We start from the raw sequence: 15,281 nt of genomic DNA, 5'->3' as shown, positions 1-15,281 counted from the left end.
GGTCCCGTTTGGTTTAACGACGACGACGACGACGACGACGACGACGACGACTGCGGGCATCGGGCTTCGGGCTTGCCGCCGGTGCTCAGCCTTCGCGGACGCTGACCGTGACCGTGAACTTGGGATTCCGCGCGACCTGGCGCGTCGGTCCGACGAGGCGCTGCAGGGCGGGGCGGTAGCCGAGATGGCTGTTCCACACCGTCCACAGCTCGCCGCCGGAGGCCAGGACGCGGCCGGCGTCGGCGAACAACTTCAGGGCGATCCCGGCGTGCACGGCGTTGCCGATGTGGAACGGCGGATTCAGCACGATCAGTTCGGCGGAGCCGTCGGCGAGGCCGGACAGCCCGTCGTCCCGGCGGACGGTGATGCGACCGGCGACGCCGTTGGCCTCGGCCGTCGCCTGGGTCGAGGCCACCGCGGAGGCCGACTGGTCCGTGGCGATGACCTGCAGCCCCGGCCGCCGCAAGGCCAGGTAGGCCGCGATCGTTCCGTTGCCGCAGCCCAGGTCCACCGCCGTGCGGCAGTCACGGGCGCCGTCGAGCAGGGGGAGCAGGAAGCGGGTCCCGACATCCAGTTTGGCCCCGCCGAAGGTCCCGCCGAACGCGACGAGCCGCAGGGCGGCCGGCAGCCCGACGTCGTGGCTTTCCTCCAGCGGGAACCGGCTGGATGCCGCCGGCGCCGGACCGGTTGCCGTCAGGACCCGGGCCTTCTGCCTGGCCAGGCCTGCCGTCACCTTGCCGAAGGCGGTGCCCAGGACGTCGTTCATCGCCTTCGTCATGTGCTTGAGCCGGCCCGCGGCGAGGACGACGACGTCGGGCGCGGCCGAGTGCGCAATCCACCCTGCGATTTCCTCGAGCGCATCCAGCGAACGGGGCAGCTGCAGCAGGACCAGGCGGACTCCCTCGAACATCTCCGGCCCCAACGGGTGCTGGCGGTAGCCGCCAAGCCCCAGCGACTTGGCATTGTTCGCCAAAGCAAGTTCGCCGGACAGCGGGTCCTGGTGCACCCGCACTCCCGTCAGCCCGCGGGCGGCGAGGGACAGGGTCAGCGCACCGTAGTGGTCATTGACGACGGCGATGGCCGCGCCGTCCAGCCCGGCCAGCAGTGGCTCCGCCGTCGCCAGCAGGAGCCGGTCCGCCGCGTCATAGGCGAAGAGATTTTCCGCCTCGACATCGGGCCAGCGGCGCAGGGCGGCGGGATCGAGGTCAGCCACGGTCGACCCATCGGCTGCCGTTGGGTACCGGCTCGAGGCCGCCGCCGGTCAACGCCGCCAGCCGTTCGCGGAATCCGGCGAGGGTTTCCGGCGAGTCCGGCAGGGCGACCTGGATGCGTGCCCCGTCGGAGAGATAGTCCGTGCCCAGGACCTGGACTCCGGCGCCGCGAAGCTCGTTCTCGAGCCGTCCCGCGGCGGCATGCCCGGCCGGAACCGAGACCAGCTGCAGGTGCTCGCGCCGGACCAGCCGCGCCCCCGATAGAGCCTGCGACACCGAATCCGAGTAGGCCCGCACCAGTCCGCCCGCACCCAGCAGGATCCCGCCGAAATAGCGGACGACGACGGCCGCGACGTCGCTGAGGTCCGTCACCCCGGGCGCGGTCTCGCGTTTTGCCAGTGCCTCCAGCATGGGGATCCCCGCGGTTCCGGAGGGTTCGCCGTCGTCGTTGGAACGCTGCACCCCGCGGTCAGGGCCCAGGATGAAGGCGCTGCAGTGGTGCCGCGCGTCGTGGAACTCCTTGCGCAGCCCGGCGACGAGTTCGCGGGCAGCCTCTTCCGTCTCCACCCGGCGCAGGACGGTGATGAAACGGGAGCGCTTGATCTCCACCTCATGCCGGTGTTCGCCGTCGATAGTGGTGTAGCTGGCGGACGAGGGGGAGGCTGGTTGCACCAGACCAGCCTAGTACGCCGGGCCTGCCGCGACACGCGGGCGGCCGTTGCCTGCCATGGCCGCTGGTGGAAAAATTGCGGTTGGGGGACAGAGCAAACGCCGTGCCGCGCCGTGCGCAGCGAACCATCCGATTGGCATTGCGGACTGTCCTGGTATGCGGCGGGGGCGGCCGGATGCTCCTGTGTTTGGCGAGGCCGGACTCAGGAGGAACCACTATGTCTACGACCCCAGTCGACTCGACTATTACCGGCCTTGTGAACCCGTACGAGGATCTCGAGGCGCAGCTTCGCGGCTACACGATCAAGCCGGCGGACCCTGCCTATGACGAAGCCCGGGCGGTCTATAACGGCATGATCGACCGCCGCCCCGCGGTCATCGTCCGGTGCTGCGACGCCGCGGACGTTGTCGCCTGCGTGCGCTTCGCGCGCCAGCACTCGCTGGAAGTCGCGGTCCGCGGCGGCGGGCACAGCGCCAGCGGCCTGGGCGTCTGGGACGGCGCCCTGGTCATCGACCTGTCGCTGATGCGCAGCACCACCGTCGATCCCGCCAACCACGAGGTCAGGGTGGACGGCGGCTGCCTGTGGAGGGACGTCGACCATGCGACGGTGCCGTTCGGCATGGCGACGCCGTCGGGCTTCGTATCCTCGACAGGTGTCGGGGGACTGTCGCTCGGCGGCGGAATCGGCTACCTTTCGCGCCGCTTCGGGCTGAGTGTCGACAACCTGCTCAGCGCCGACGTCGTCCTGGCCGACGGCTCATTGGCCACGGCGGATGCCGACCATCATCCGGACCTGTTCTGGGCACTGCGCGGCGGCGGCGGGAATTTCGGCGTCGTCACGTCCTTCCGCTTCCGCTGCCACGATATCGGGGAGCACGGCGTAGTCATCGGGGGCCCTGTGTTCTACGACCTGGCTGATACCGATGCGGTCATGCGCTGGTACAGGGACTACGTGCCGGCCCAGCCCGGGGAACTCAATGGCTGGATCGGGGTCACGCGGATCCCGGCCGTGCCGCTGTTCCCGGAGGAGCTGCACGACCGCCCGTCCTGTGTGATCGTCTGGTGCTACACGGGGTCCCATGCCGATGCCGAGCGGGTCCTGGCGCCGGTCCGCGAATTCGGCAATCCGCTGCTGGTGGGCCTGCAGCAGATGCCGTTCTCGGCCATGCAATCAATGTTCGACCCGCTGCTTCCTTCGGACCTGCAGTGGTACTGGAAGGCGGACTTCTTCACCGAGATCACCGACGAGGCCATCGGCATCCACAGCAAGTATGGCGGAGCCATCCCAACCCCGCTGTCCAACATGCACCTGTATCCGATCAGCGGCGCGGCACAGGATGTTGGTCCGACGGACACGGCCTTCGCGTACCGCCACGGCGGATGGTCAGGCATCGTTGCGGGTGTCGACCCCGATCCGGCCAACGCCACCGCGATCGCCGACTGGGTGAAAGCCTACTGGGAGGAGCTGCACCCAACTTCGGACGGCGGAGCCTACGTCAACTTCATGATGGACGAGGGTCCGGAACGGATCAGGGCTTCCTACCGGGAGAACTTCGAACGGCTGGCCCGGGTCAAGGCACAGTACGATCCGGACAACGTCTTCCATATCAACCAGAACATCCCGCCCGCGGCCGACTGATGCGCGGCGGCCCTTCGGCATGCCGCTAAGCTGGCGGCATGCTGAAGGTTGGACTGACGGGCGGAATCGCGGCCGGGAAATCGCTGGTGGCGCGGCGGCTGAGCGAGCGCGGGGCGGTCCTGGTGGATGCGGATGTCCTGGCCCGCGAAGTCGTGGAGCCGGGAACCGATGGCCTGGCCGCCATCGCCGCGGCCTTCGGCCCCCAGGTGATTAACGACGACGGCGGGCTGGACCGTGCGGCGCTGGGCGCCATTGTCTTCGGGAACCAGGCCAAGCGGGAGCAGCTCAATGCCATTGTGCATCCGCTGGTGCGGGCCCGGTCGGCGCAGCTCGTGGCGTCGGCCGGTCCCGGGTCGATCGTCGTGCAGGACATTCCGCTCCTGGTGGAAACCGGGCAGGGGGCCGGCTTCCATCTGGTGCTCGTCGTGGACGCGCCGGAGGAGATCCGGGTCCGCCGCATGGTGGACCTGCGCGGCATGACGCCCGAGGACGCGCGGTCGCGGATTGCGGCCCAGGCGACCGCAGAGCAGCGGCGGGCCGCCGCGGACGTCGTGCTGGACAACGTCTCGAGTGCGGAAGACCTCCTCGCCGTGGTGGACCGGCTGTGGGATGAGCGCCTCGTGCCCTTTGCGGAGAACCTGCAGGCCGAACGGGCGGCACCCCGCGGCGGGGGTCCGCAGCTGGTCGACGCGGACCCGCAGTGGCGCGACCAGGCCCGCCGGCTGGCGGCGAGGATCGCGGCCGCGGACGGCCGCGTCCTGGGCGTGGCCCACGTCGGCTCGACGGCCGTCCCTGGCCTGCCGGCCAAGGATGTCATTGACCTGCAGGTGTCCGTTGCGACCTTGGCGGACGCGGATGCAATAGCCGCTAACCTCGCCGCGGCGGGGTTCCCGCGCTGGCCGGGCCAGTGGCGGGACTCCCCGAAGCCGTCCTGCCCGGATCCTGCGGCCTGGGAGAAGCGGATGCACTGCAACGCCGACCCGGGCCGTGCGGCCAACGTCCATGTCCGGGTGCAGGGGTCGCCCGGGTGGTGCTACGCCCTGGGCTTCCGCGACTGGCTGCGCGCCGAGGCCCCGGTGGCGGCCGAATACCTTGCGGAGAAGCGGCGGCTGGCCGAGCTGCATGCGGGGGACCGGTCGTCCGGCCGCTACGCCAAGGACAAGGACGAGTGGTTCACGGACACGGCGGAGCCTCGGCTCCAGGCTTGGATCCGCGGCTCCGGTTGGCGGCCGGAGGAGGCCGCCGCGTTCTAGGCCGGACCAGGTCCGGCACCGGGCGGTCCCGGCGTCAGCGCGCCGCTTCGGCGCGGTCCCGTTCGAGGCTCGGAATCTCCGTTCCGCGGATCGAGCAGCCCGCGGTCTCCGGGACGAACTTGAGCGCGATGGCCCCCACGGCGCAGGCGACCATCATGTAGTAGGCGGGAACCAGCGTGTCGCCCGTCGACTCGATGAGCAGCTCGTTTACCAGCGGGGCGGTGCCGCCGAAGAGCGCCGTCGCCACGTTGTAGGTGATCGCGAAGCCGGCGTACCGGACCTGGGTGGGGAACATGGCCGGGAACGTCGCGGAGATCGTGGCCAGCTGCAGCACGTACAGCAGGCCCAGCACGGCGAAGCCGATCAGCGCCGCGCCGAAGTTGATCCGCATCAGCAGGTACATCGGGATGGCTGCCACGAACAGGCCGCCCAGCGAGGCCCACCACATAGGCTTCCGGCCGACCTTGTCCGAGAACCGTCCGGCGAAGGGAATCACGACCATCATGGCCAGCTGTCCCAGCAGCGTCAGCGTGAGCGCGCTGTTGGCCGAGAGGTTGATCTCGGTCTGCAGGTAGGTCGGCATGTAGCTGAGCAGCGTGTAGTTGGTGACGTTCAGGGCGATGACCAGGCCGCCCATGGTCAGCAGCGGCTTCCAGTACTTGACGACCAGGTCCTTCAACTCGGTCTTGCCGCTGGATTCCTCCTGATGGTGGTCCTCCAGGTCCCGGAACACGGGAGTGTCCTCGAGCTTGCTCCGCAGGTAGAGGCCGATCAAGCCCATCGGGCCGGCTACCAGGAACGGCAGCCGCCAGCCCCACTCGGTCATGGCTTCCTGGCCGAGGATGATCTGGAAGAAGAGCACTAGCGCAGTGCCGAGCACGAAGCCGAACAACGTCCCGAACTCCAGGAAGCTGCCGAAGAAGCCGCGCTTCTTGTCCGGCGAATACTCGGCCATGAACGTGGCGGCACCGCCGTACTCGCCGCCGGTGGAAAAGCCCTGGACCATGCGCAGGATGATGAGCAGGATGGGCGCCCAGATGCCGATCATGTCGTAGGTGGGCAGCAGGCCGATTGCGAACGTTGCCCCCGCCATCAGGACGATGGTCAGGGCGAGGATGGACTTGCGCCCGATGCGGTCGCCCAGCGGGCCCCAGATCAGTCCGCCGAGCGGGCGGACCAGGAAGGAGATGGCGAATGTTGCCAGCGCGAAGGCGACGCCGCCCTCGGTGGGAAAGAAGTTTGCCGTGATGTAGGTGACGGCCACGGCGTAGATGCCGTAGTCGAACCACTCTGTCGCATTTCCCATGGCGGATGCGCCGATCGCCTTGCGGATGGTCCGCCGGCCTTCCAGCGTGTCCGTAGTTGGGGCGGCGTACTGCGGCTCGGGCTCCCGGCCGGCTCCTCCTGCCGAGCCGTCCGGAATCCGCCGGGCGGGATTATCCTCCGGTGAGTGTTGGTCGCTTGGCATTTTCTCTCCATCCAGATGCACAGCCCGCGCGGGATGCCATCTTCTTTTCGGTTCGATGCGGCGTTTAGGACACAGTATCCGCTTGTCAGCGGCATGAACCAAGCAAATCGCCGGGATTTGTCCCGATTGATCAGTTTGCTTAGGCTTCACGCGGGCGCGGGAAAAGGTGCGGCTGCCGACCGGCTGCCGGCAGTTCAGCCCCTAGCAATCACGGACCCGCGCTGGCCGCATTCGGGTCTACCGTTAAGACCATGAGCCTTGCCCAGGACATCAAACGCATCGTTGCCCCGTTCGAAGTGATCAGCGAATACCAACCGGCCGGCGACCAGCCGACCGCCATCAAGGAACTCGCTGAACGGATCCAGGCGGGAGAGAAGGACGTCGTCCTGCTGGGCGCCACCGGCACCGGCAAGAGCGCGACGGCGGCGTGGCTGATCGAAAAGGTGCAGCGCCCCACGCTGGTGATGGTGCAGAACAAGACGCTGGCGGCCCAGCTGGCGAACGAGTTCCGCGAACTCCTGCCCAACAACGCCGTGGAGTACTTCGTCTCGTACTACGACTATTACCAGCCGGAGGCCTATGTGCCGCAGACGGACACCTTCATCGAGAAGGACTCCTCCGTCAACGAGGAAGTCGAACGCTTGCGGCACTCGGCGACGAACGCACTGCTGACCCGGCGCGACGTCGTCGTTGTTGCCACTGTCTCCTGCATCTACGGCCTGGGCACCCCGGAAGAGTACGTCGCCGGAATGGTGACGCTGCGCCGTGGCGAGGAAGTCAACCGGGACGAGCTGCTCCGCCGTTTCGTGGCGATGCAGTACGTCCGCAACGACATGGACTTCCACCGCGGGACGTTCCGGGTCCGCGGCGACACGGTGGAAATCATCCCGATGTACGAGGAACTGGCGCTGCGGATCGAGTTCTTCGGGGACGAGATCGAGGCGATCCACACGCTGCATCCGGTTACCGGCGAGGTGCTGCGCGAAGAGAACGAGATGTACATCTTCCCGGCCTCGCACTACGTGGCCGGCCCGGAGCGGATGGGCCGGGCCGTGAAGGCCATCGAGGACGAGCTCCAGCAGCGGCTGGAGACCCTCGAATCGCAGAACAAGCTTGTCGAGGCCCAGCGGCTGCGGATGCGCACCACCTACGACCTGGAAATGATGCAGCAGATGGGCTTCTGCAACGGCATCGAGAACTACTCGCGGCACATCGACGGGCGCGGGCCGGGCACCGCCCCGCATTGCCTGCTGGACTATTTCCCGGACGACTTCCTGCTGGTCATCGACGAGTCGCACGTGACGGTGCCGCAGATCGGCGCCATGTACGAGGGGGACATGTCGCGCAAGCGGACGCTGGTGGAGCACGGCTTCCGGCTGCCGTCGGCGATGGACAACCGGCCGCTGAAGTGGGACGAGTTCCTGGAACGGATCGGGCAGACCATCTACCTGTCCGCGACGCCGGGCAAGTACGAGCTGGGCAAGTCGGACGGCTACGTCCAGCAGATCATCCGGCCCACCGGGCTGATCGATCCGGAGGTGATCGTCAAGCCGACGAAGGGCCAGATCGATGACCTGCTCGGCGAGATCCACCTGCGGGTGGAGCGGGACGAGCGCGTCCTGGTGACGACGCTGACCAAGCGGATGGCCGAGGACCTGACCGACTACCTGCTGGAGCACGGCGTCAAGGTGCAGTACCTGCACTCCGACGTGGACACCCTCCGGCGCGTGGAGCTGCTGCGGGAACTGCGGCTGGGCACCTTCGATGTGCTGGTGGGCATCAACCTGCTGCGCGAGGGGCTGGACCTTCCGGAGGTCTCGCTGGTCAGCATCCTCGACGCGGACAAGGAAGGCTTCCTGCGCAGCAGCACTTCGCTCATCCAGACCATCGGCCGTGCCGCGCGTAACGTGTCGGGCCAGGTGCACATGTATGCGGACCGGATCACGGATTCGATGGAGCACGCCATCGAGGAAACCAACCGGCGCCGCGACATCCAGCTGGCCTACAACAAGGAGAACGGCGTCGATCCGACGCCGCTGCGCAAGCGCATTGCGGACATCACGGACCAGTTGGCCCGCGAGGACGCGGACACGGACGCGCTGCTCGGCGACTTCGACTACGGCAAGGGAAAGCGCGGGTATTCCGCCGCCAAGCCGAAAGACAAGGCAGGTACAGCCGGCGCGGCCAGCGCGAAGGTGCGCAAGGACGGCCTGGCGGCAGCGCCTGCGGAGGACCTGGCCGGCATGATCGAGCAGATGACGGAGCAGATGCACGCCGCGGCCGCCGAACTGCAATTCGAACTCGCGGCGCGGATCCGGGACGAAGTGGGGGAGCTGAAGAAGGAACTGCGGCAGATGCGCTCTGCCGGCCATGCCTAGGGCCGGCAGGCGTGCTGTACACTTGTCCGAGCGTAGGGGAGTATCCCGAACACTGCGAACGTCAGCACGCGGGGCATCGAGGCCCTGCCGGGCGCAGTGGCCTGACCGGACACCGGAGGCGGAGAGACTTGCGGCGAACACCCGTACCCCCGCGCGGCCACACCGCGCGGCATCACCTGTGAAAGGCAAGGTTCCGTGTCGGACCAATTATCCCTGCCCTTCGAGATCACCTCTTTTGTGGTCTTGGGCGCCATCCTTTTGTTCGACCTGCTCTATGTGGTCAAGCGGCCGCACGAGCCGTCCATGAAGGAAGCCGGCCTCTGGGTCGGCTTCTACGTGGCCCTGGCCCTGATCTTTGCCGGGATGCTGTTCTGGCAGGCCGGTCCTGACTACGGCCAGGAGTTTGTGGCAGGCTGGATCACCGAGTACAGCCTCAGCGTGGACAACCTGTTCGTGTTCATCATCATCATGGCCAGGTTCTCGGTCCCGAGGAAGTACCAGCAGGAAGTGCTGATGTTCGGCATCATCATCGCGCTGATCCTCCGCGGCATCTTCATCCTGCTGGGCGCCACCGTCATTACCCACTTCAGCTGGGTCTTCTACATCTTCGGCGCCTTCCTGCTCTGGACCGCCTGGAAGCAGGCCACCGACTCCGGCGAGGACGAGGAGCAGGAGAGCGGCCTCGTCCAGAAGCTGACCAAGAAGCTGCCGGTCAGCGAGCACTACGATGGCAACAAGCTGCGCACCACGGTCAACGGCAAGCGCATGTTCACGCCGATGGTCATGGTCTTCATTACCATCGGCATGACCGACCTGCTCTTCGCGGTCGACTCCATCCCGGCGATCTTCGGCCTGACGCAGAGCGCGTTCATCGTCTTCACCGCGAACATCTTCGCGCTGATGGGCCTGCGCCAGCTCTACTTCCTGCTCGGCGGCCTGATGGACCGCCTGGTCTACCTGAAGCACGGCCTCTCGGTGATCCTCGCCTTCATCGGCGTGAAGCTGATCTTCCACGCCCTGCACGAGAACGAGCTGCCGTTCATCAACGGCGGCCAGCACATCGAGTGGATCCCGGAGATCTCCACCGGCCTTTCGCTGGGCGTCATCATCGGCACCCTGGTGGTCGCCACGGTGGCCAGCCTGCTCAGCCCGGCGGCCAAGCAGGCCAAGATCGACGCAGAGCTCGCTGCCGACATCGAGGCCAGCCGGCACCCGGAGGAGAAGGCAGGGATCGAGGAGCGGTAGCCAGCCCGGCCTTCGTTCGGCCGGGGAATCCGCGGCGGGCTAAGCCCGACCCGGATTCCCCGGACGGCAAAACGGCGCTGAAGGGGCGGCAGGAAAACCTGCCGCCCCTTCAGCGCCGTAGCGTTTTAACCGTGGCTCCGGCCTGGCTACGCAGGCTGCCTGGAGGTCCCCGAGCCGTTGCGCACCATGGCGAGGAGCCGGCGGAAGATGGCCTCGCCGTCGTCGGAAATCCCGTCATGGTGGAAGTCCGCGGTCTCCCAGACCTGCAGGTTGGCCACCCGGGCCGCGGTCTCCAGCGAGAGGTCCCGGTCCACGTAGATGTCGTCGCGGTACACCGCGGCCGCGGCCGGAACACGGTTGGCGGCGAGCCGGTCCAGGTCGTAGAGGGCCGGCCAATCCTGCTTGGCGGCCAGCAGGCCGGCGGTGGCGCGGAGCGGTACCAGGGCCGGGTCCTCCTCGAAGTACCACGGGTAGACCATCTCGCCGGTCAGCAACAGGTCGCCGGCCTCCGGCAGGAACTGCGGGTGGCTCTCGAGTACCCGCCAGGCCGACCAGTCGCTGGCCTCGTGCTGCGCGTAGATCGATTCGTGCATGAGCGCGTAGAGCGGGTTCGAGGCCCGGCCGGCCAGCTGGCCCAGTTGCTCCAGGAAGCCGTCGGACAGCCTGGGACCTTCGGGCGTGGCGGTGAAGGCGTCCTCGAGGAGGTAGTGGAGCGCGTCGAAGCGGGTGTTGCCGCCGAGGAACGAGCCGGCCATCTGGAAGCGCCGGACGCTGAGGCGTTCGCCGGTGGGCAGGTGTTCCGGTACGTCCGCCAGGTGCCGGGCAATGCGGTTCACGACGGCGCGGTCCTGCGGATAGCGTTCGAAGTACTCCGCATTGCGCGCCTCGACCCGCTGGAACGTGGCCTTGTAGACCCGGTCCGAGTGCCCGGCCAGCGGGGCGAGGCCGCCCGTGAGCAGCGCCTCGCGGAGTCCCTCGGGCGCGAAGGACAGGTAGCTGAGCGTGCAGAAGCCGCCGTAGCTCTGGCCGAACACCGTCCACGGGCCGCTGCCCAGGGCCCGGCGGATCAGTTCGGCGTCCGCCACGATGGAATCGGCCCGGAAGTGCATCAGGTACTCTGCCTGCGCCGTGGCGTCGCCGCGGGCCGGCAGGGTCTGGCGGTTCACGGGAGAGGAGAGTCCCGTCCCGCGCTGGTCCAGCATCAGGATGCGGAAGTGCCGGGCCGCCTCCTTCATCCAGCCGCTCAGCGAGGTCACGCGGTTGCCGCGGCCCCCGGGCCCGCCCTGCAGGAACAGCAGCCACGGCAGGTCCCGGACGGAGTCGTGCTCCGGAGAGGTGTATTCGCGTGCGAACACCTCGATCGTTCCGCGGGACGGGTCCGCGTGGACGAGCGGCACGGTGAAGAAGTGCTCCACGGACCGCACCCCGCGCATCCGGTGCTCCGCACCGATCCGGTGCGCGGCGCCGTCGTGCATTAGGCGCGCGCTCCGGCCGGGCTGGCCGCGCCGAAGTCCTGCAGCGCCTGGCCGGTGAGGCGGAAGGTCGACCACTCGTCCTGCGGGCGGGCACCGAGGCTGCGGTAGAACCCGATGGAGGGTTCGTTCCAGTTCAGCACGGACCATTCCACCCGGGCATAGCCGTTGTCGACGGCGTGGCGGGCCAGCGTCTGCAGCAGCGCCTTGCCGTAGCCCGTCCCGCGTGCCTCCGGCCGCACGTAGAGGTCCTCCAGGTACAGGCCGTGCACGCCTTCCCAGGTGGAGAAGTTGCGGAACCACAGGGCGAAACCCTGGATACCGCCGCCGTCCTCGGCCACGTGGGCGAAGACGGCGGGGCTGGCGCCGAACAAGGCGTCGCGGAGCTGGGCTTCCGTGGTCTTGACGGCGTCCGGCTCTTTCTCATACACGGCAAGCTCCCGGATCAGGTCCAGGATGACGGGGACATCTGCTTCTGCGGCGGGGCGGATCTGGCTCATGATTGGCATCCTATTCACAGCTGGCCGACGGCGGTAATCCGCACCGCGGCGGACCCTAGCTCGTCCGAGGCGGCGAGGTCGACGACGGCGCTGATGCCCCAGTCGTGGTCTCCGGCCGGGTCGTCGAAGATCTGGCGGACTTTCCACTCGGTCGATCCCGTTTCGATGGACAGGTACTGCGGGCCGCGCGCGTCCGGCCCTACGCCCAGGTCATCGTGGGCATCGAAGTACGCGTCCATGGCGTCCGCCCAGCGGTCCGCGTCCCAACCCGCGTCGGCGTCCAGTTCCCCGAGAGCTTCTTCGTTTTCTGCCTCGAATAGCTCGACGCGGCGGAACAGTTCGTTGCGGACCATGACGCGGAAGGCCCGCACGTTGTCGGTGAGCTTCGGCGGGGCCTCCGTGAGGACCGACTCGTGGGCGTGCTCCGCCGCGAGGTCGGCCGCGGAAACGCCGGCGGCGAGTTCCTCCCACTCGTCCAGGAGGCTGGAGTCCACCTGCCGGACCAGTTCGCCGAGCCAGGCGATGATGTCCTCGAGGTCTTCGCGCAGCGCTTCCGTCGGCACGGTCTGCCGGAGCGCCTTGTAGCCGTCGGTGAGGTAGCGCAGCAGGATGCCCTCGGAGCGTGCCAGGCCGTAGAACTGGACATACTCGCTGAAGTTCATCGCGCGCTCGTACATGTCCCGGATCACCGACTTGGGCGCCAGCTCGAAGTCGCCCAGCCAGGGCGCGCCCTTGCGGTAGACGTCGAAGGACTGCTGGAGCAGCTCGCCCAGCGGCTGGGGATAGGTGACCTCGTCCAGCAGCGCCATCCGCTGCTCGTACTCGATGCCGTCGGCCTTCATCGCCGCCACGGCCTCGCCGCGGGCCTTCTTCTCCTGGGCGGAGAGGACCTGCCGCGGCTGCTCGAGGATGGCCTCGATGGCGGACACGACGTCCAGTGCGTAGGAGCCGCTTTCGGGGTCGAGCAGCTCCAGGCTTGCCACCGCGAAGGGTGAGAGCGGCTGGTTGAGGGCGAAGTTCGGCTGCAGGTGGACCTTCAGCCGGACCCGGCGGCCCGAGGCATCGGGCTCGTCCAGCCGTTCCACCAGGCCGGAGGCGACGAGTTCCCGGTAGATGCCGAGCGCCCGCTTGATCAGCTTGAGCTGGGTGGCGCGGGTCTCATGGTTCTCGGTCAGCAGCCGCTTGGCGGCGGCAAACGGGTCACCCGGCCGCTCCAGCAGGTTCAGCAGCATGGCATGCGTGACCGTGAAACTCGAGGACAGCGGTTCCGGATCGCTCTCCACCAGCTTGTTGTAGGTGGCCTCGCCCCACGTGACGAACCCTGTCGGCGGCTTCTTCTTCACCACCTGGCGCAGCTTCTTCTGGTCGTCGCCGAACTTGGCCACCGCCTTCGCCATCGCCTTGGCGTTTTCCACGACGTGTTCCGGGGCCTGGACGACGACGGTGCCCGCCGTATCGTAGCCGGCGCGGCCCGCGCGGCCGGCAATCTGGTGGAATTCCCGGGCGTTGAGCAGCCTGGTGCGGACGCCGTCGTACTTGCTCAGGGCCGTCAGGAGGACCGTGCGGATCGGGACGTTGATGCCCACGCCCAGGGTGTCGGTGCCGCAGATGACCTTCAGCAGGCCGGCCTGCGCCAGCTGCTCCACGAGGCGCCGGTACTTGGGCAGCATGCCCGCGTGGTGCACCCCGATGCCGTGCCGGATCAGCCGGTTGAGCGTTTTGCCGAAGCCCGGCGCGAAGCGGAAGCCGCCGATCAGCTCCGCGATCCGGTCCTTCTCTTCGCGTGTGCAGACGTTGATGCTCATCAGGTTCTGCGCCCGCTCGATGGCCTCCAGCTGGCTGAAGTGGACCACGTAGACCGGCACCTGGCGGGTGCTGAGCAGTTCCTCGAGCGACTCCTGCACCGGAGTCTGCACGTAGTAGTAGTGCAGCGGGATCGGACGCTCCGCCGAGCTGACCGTGGTGGTGGGCCGGCCGGTGAGCTCCGTCAGCCCCCGTTCGAAGCGCGTCACGTCGCCCAGTGTGGCGGACATCAGCAGGAACTGCGCCTGCGGAAGCTCGAGCAGCGGCACCTGCCAGGCCCAGCCGCGCTGCGGGTCCGAATAGAAGTGGAACTCGTCCATGATCACGGTGCCCAGGTCCGCCGCGGCGCCCTCGCGCAGGGCGATGTTGGCCAGGATCTCGGCCGTGCAGCAGATGACCGGGGCATCCGGGTTGACCGATGAGTCGCCCGTAACCATGCCGACATTGTCCGGCCCGAAGATGTCGCACAGCGCGAAGAACTTCTCCGAGACCAGCGCCTTGATGGGAGCCGTGTAGTAGCTGCGCGCACCTCCGGCCATCGCATGGAAATGCGCCGCCACCGCCACCATTGACTTGCCCGAGCCGGTGGGCGTGGCCAGGATAACGTTGTTGCCCGTCACCAGCTCCATGACGGCCTCGTCCTGCGCGGGGTAGAGCGACATCCCGCGGTGCTCCGTCCACTCCACGAAGGCGGTATAGATGTCGTCCGGGGTGGAAGTTTCGGCTGCACTCAGCTGGTCAAGTAGGTTCATCGCCTTACCAGCCTATCGGCCTTCTGCCGTACTACGCTGGCCCTGCATGCCCCGGCACCCCATTAGGCCCCCATCAGACCGAGGAGCTCGTCCATGTTCACGTGGGATCCCGCCAAGTACGCCGAGTATACGGACGAACGGAGCCGCCCGTTCTTCGACCTGACGGCCAGGATCCTCCATCCTGACCCGCGGCTGGTCGTGGACCTCGGCTGCGGCAACGGCGAGCTGACCGCCTCGCTGGCCCGGCGCTGGCCCGCCGCCGAGGTGGCCGGCGTGGATTCCTCCGCGGAGATGGTCCGCACCGCCCGGGCCGGGAGCGTCCTGCCCAACCTCGGCTTCCGCGTCGGAGACATCGGCGACTGGACGCCGCCGGGCGGCCTGGACGTGCTCGTGTCCAACGCGGCCTTCCAGTGGGTGCCGCAGCACCGGGCCCTGCTGCGGCAATGGGCGCAGCGGCTGGACCCGGGTGCGTGGATCGGCTTCCAGGTTCCGGGGAACTTCGGCGCGCCGTCGCATGTGCTCATGCGGGAACTCGCTGCCTCCGGCCGATGGAGGAAGCAGCTGGACGGGGTGCTGCGCCACGAGGATGCGGTGGGGGAGCCGGCGGACTACCTGGGGCTCCTGCAGGATGCCGGGTACGACGCCGATGCCTGGGAAACGACGTACCTGCACCTATTGCAGGGGGAGGACCCGGTACTGGACTGGGTCCGTGGCACGGGCCTGCGCCCCGTCCTCGCGGCCCTTGCACCGCAGGAGGCGGCCGAGTTCGAGGCCGAGTATGCGGCGGAACTGCGGGCCGCCTATCCGCCGGGAGCGCACGGGACGGTCTATCCCTTCCGGCGCATCTTCTGCGTGGCGCGGAAGCGCTGAGCGGGCCGCTTCTGAGCGGC

General features: G+C 68.1%; 11 protein-coding genes. 5 read left to right on the top strand and 6 right to left on the bottom strand.

Annotated features, from left to right (window positions below; translation table 11 throughout):
• Window positions 1-85: 85 nt before the first annotated feature.
• Window positions 86-1,213: a class I SAM-dependent methyltransferase gene (locus WFH44_RS08890; RefSeq protein WP_336713419.1), complete on the bottom strand. Its 1,128-nt coding sequence runs from the start codon at window positions 1,211-1,213 to the stop codon at window positions 86-88.
• A complete protein-coding gene (locus tag WFH44_RS08885; RefSeq protein WP_442892891.1) occupies window positions 1,206-1,883 on the bottom strand; it encodes an IMPACT family protein in 678 nt (225 codons plus the stop codon). The genes WFH44_RS08890 and WFH44_RS08885 overlap by 8 nt, the downstream gene beginning before the upstream one ends.
• 215 nt (window positions 1,884-2,098) lie before the next feature.
• Between WFH44_RS08885 and WFH44_RS08880 the strand changes: the two genes are divergently transcribed.
• Both WFH44_RS08880 and coaE read left to right on the top strand, forming a co-directional pair.
• The gene (locus WFH44_RS08880) at window positions 2,099-3,520 is read left to right on the top strand and encodes an FAD-binding oxidoreductase (protein WP_336713417.1); all 1,422 of its coding nucleotides are present in this window, start codon (window positions 2,099-2,101) and stop codon (window positions 3,518-3,520) included.
• A 38-nt stretch (window positions 3,521-3,558) separates the two neighbouring features.
• On the top strand, window positions 3,559-4,773 hold the full coding sequence (coaE, locus tag WFH44_RS08875; RefSeq protein ID WP_336713415.1) for a dephospho-CoA kinase: 1,215 nt from the start codon (window positions 3,559-3,561) through the stop codon (window positions 4,771-4,773).
• A gap of 34 nt (window positions 4,774-4,807) precedes the next feature.
• On the opposite strand, the gene WFH44_RS08870 is transcribed toward coaE, so the two are convergent.
• Window positions 4,808-6,241 (bottom strand): MFS transporter, encoded by a 1,434-nt coding sequence (locus WFH44_RS08870; protein ID WP_336713413.1) that lies wholly within the window; start codon window positions 6,239-6,241, stop codon window positions 4,808-4,810.
• Window positions 6,242-6,492: 251 nt separating this feature from the next.
• Here WFH44_RS08870 and uvrB point away from each other — a divergent pair, with 251 nt between their 5' ends.
• Complete coding sequence (uvrB, locus tag WFH44_RS08865; protein WP_336713411.1) at window positions 6,493-8,619, top strand: excinuclease ABC subunit UvrB; 2,127 nt, start codon at window positions 6,493-6,495, stop codon at window positions 8,617-8,619.
• 195 nt (window positions 8,620-8,814) lie between these two features.
• A complete protein-coding gene (locus tag WFH44_RS08860; protein WP_336713409.1) occupies window positions 8,815-9,864 on the top strand; it encodes a TerC family protein in 1,050 nt (349 codons plus the stop codon).
• A gap of 146 nt (window positions 9,865-10,010) precedes the next feature.
• On the opposite strand, the gene WFH44_RS08855 is transcribed toward WFH44_RS08860, so the two are convergent.
• The 3 genes from WFH44_RS08855 to WFH44_RS08845 are packed head-to-tail and all read right to left on the bottom strand — an operon-like array spanning window position 10,011 to window position 14,391.
• Window positions 10,011-11,339, bottom strand: a complete 1,329-nt coding sequence (locus WFH44_RS08855) for an alpha/beta fold hydrolase (protein ID WP_336713407.1) — start codon at window positions 11,337-11,339, stop codon at window positions 10,011-10,013.
• Window positions 11,339-11,836, bottom strand: coding sequence for a GNAT family N-acetyltransferase (locus WFH44_RS08850; RefSeq protein WP_336713405.1), 498 nt, complete (start codon window positions 11,834-11,836; stop codon window positions 11,339-11,341). Before WFH44_RS08850 ends, WFH44_RS08855 begins: the two co-directional genes overlap by 1 nt.
• Before the next feature lie 14 nt (window positions 11,837-11,850).
• Window positions 11,851-14,391, bottom strand: a complete 2,541-nt coding sequence (locus WFH44_RS08845) for a DEAD/DEAH box helicase (RefSeq protein WP_336713403.1) — start codon at window positions 14,389-14,391, stop codon at window positions 11,851-11,853.
• Window positions 14,392-14,484: 93 nt separating this feature from the next.
• On the opposite strand from WFH44_RS08845, the gene WFH44_RS08840 reads away from it, so the two are divergent.
• A complete protein-coding gene (locus WFH44_RS08840; protein ID WP_336713401.1) occupies window positions 14,485-15,261 on the top strand; it encodes a trans-aconitate 2-methyltransferase in 777 nt (258 codons plus the stop codon).
• Window positions 15,262-15,281: the final 20 nt, after the last annotated feature.

Source organism: Arthrobacter sp. USHLN218 (genome assembly GCF_037144715.1).
In the GTDB taxonomy this organism is placed as follows: Bacteria; Actinomycetota; Actinomycetes; order Actinomycetales; family Micrococcaceae; genus Crystallibacter.
The sequence above is the reverse complement of the archived record's forward strand: the minus strand, read 5'-3'. Positions and strand labels throughout refer to the sequence as shown.

Bases quoted from the DNA above. Each gene is read 5' to 3' on its own strand.
- WFH44_RS08840 (WP_336713401.1), top strand. From the start codon at position 14,485: ATGTTCACGTGGGATCCCGCCAAGTACGCCGAGTATACGGACGAACGG.
- WFH44_RS08845 (WP_336713403.1), bottom strand. From the start codon at position 14,391: ATGAACCTACTTGACCAGCTGAGTGCAGCCGAAACTTCCACCCCGGAC.
- WFH44_RS08850 (WP_336713405.1), bottom strand. From the start codon at position 11,836: ATGAGCCAGATCCGCCCCGCCGCAGAAGCAGATGTCCCCGTCATCCTG.
- WFH44_RS08880 (WP_336713417.1), top strand. From the start codon at position 2,099: ATGTCTACGACCCCAGTCGACTCGACTATTACCGGCCTTGTGAACCCG.
- uvrB (WP_336713411.1), top strand. From the start codon at position 6,493: ATGAGCCTTGCCCAGGACATCAAACGCATCGTTGCCCCGTTCGAAGTG.
- WFH44_RS08870 (WP_336713413.1), bottom strand. From the start codon at position 6,241: ATGCCAAGCGACCAACACTCACCGGAGGATAATCCCGCCCGGCGGATT.
- coaE (WP_336713415.1), top strand. From the start codon at position 3,559: ATGCTGAAGGTTGGACTGACGGGCGGAATCGCGGCCGGGAAATCGCTG.
- WFH44_RS08855 (WP_336713407.1), bottom strand. From the start codon at position 11,339: ATGCACGACGGCGCCGCGCACCGGATCGGTGCGGAGCACCGGATGCGC.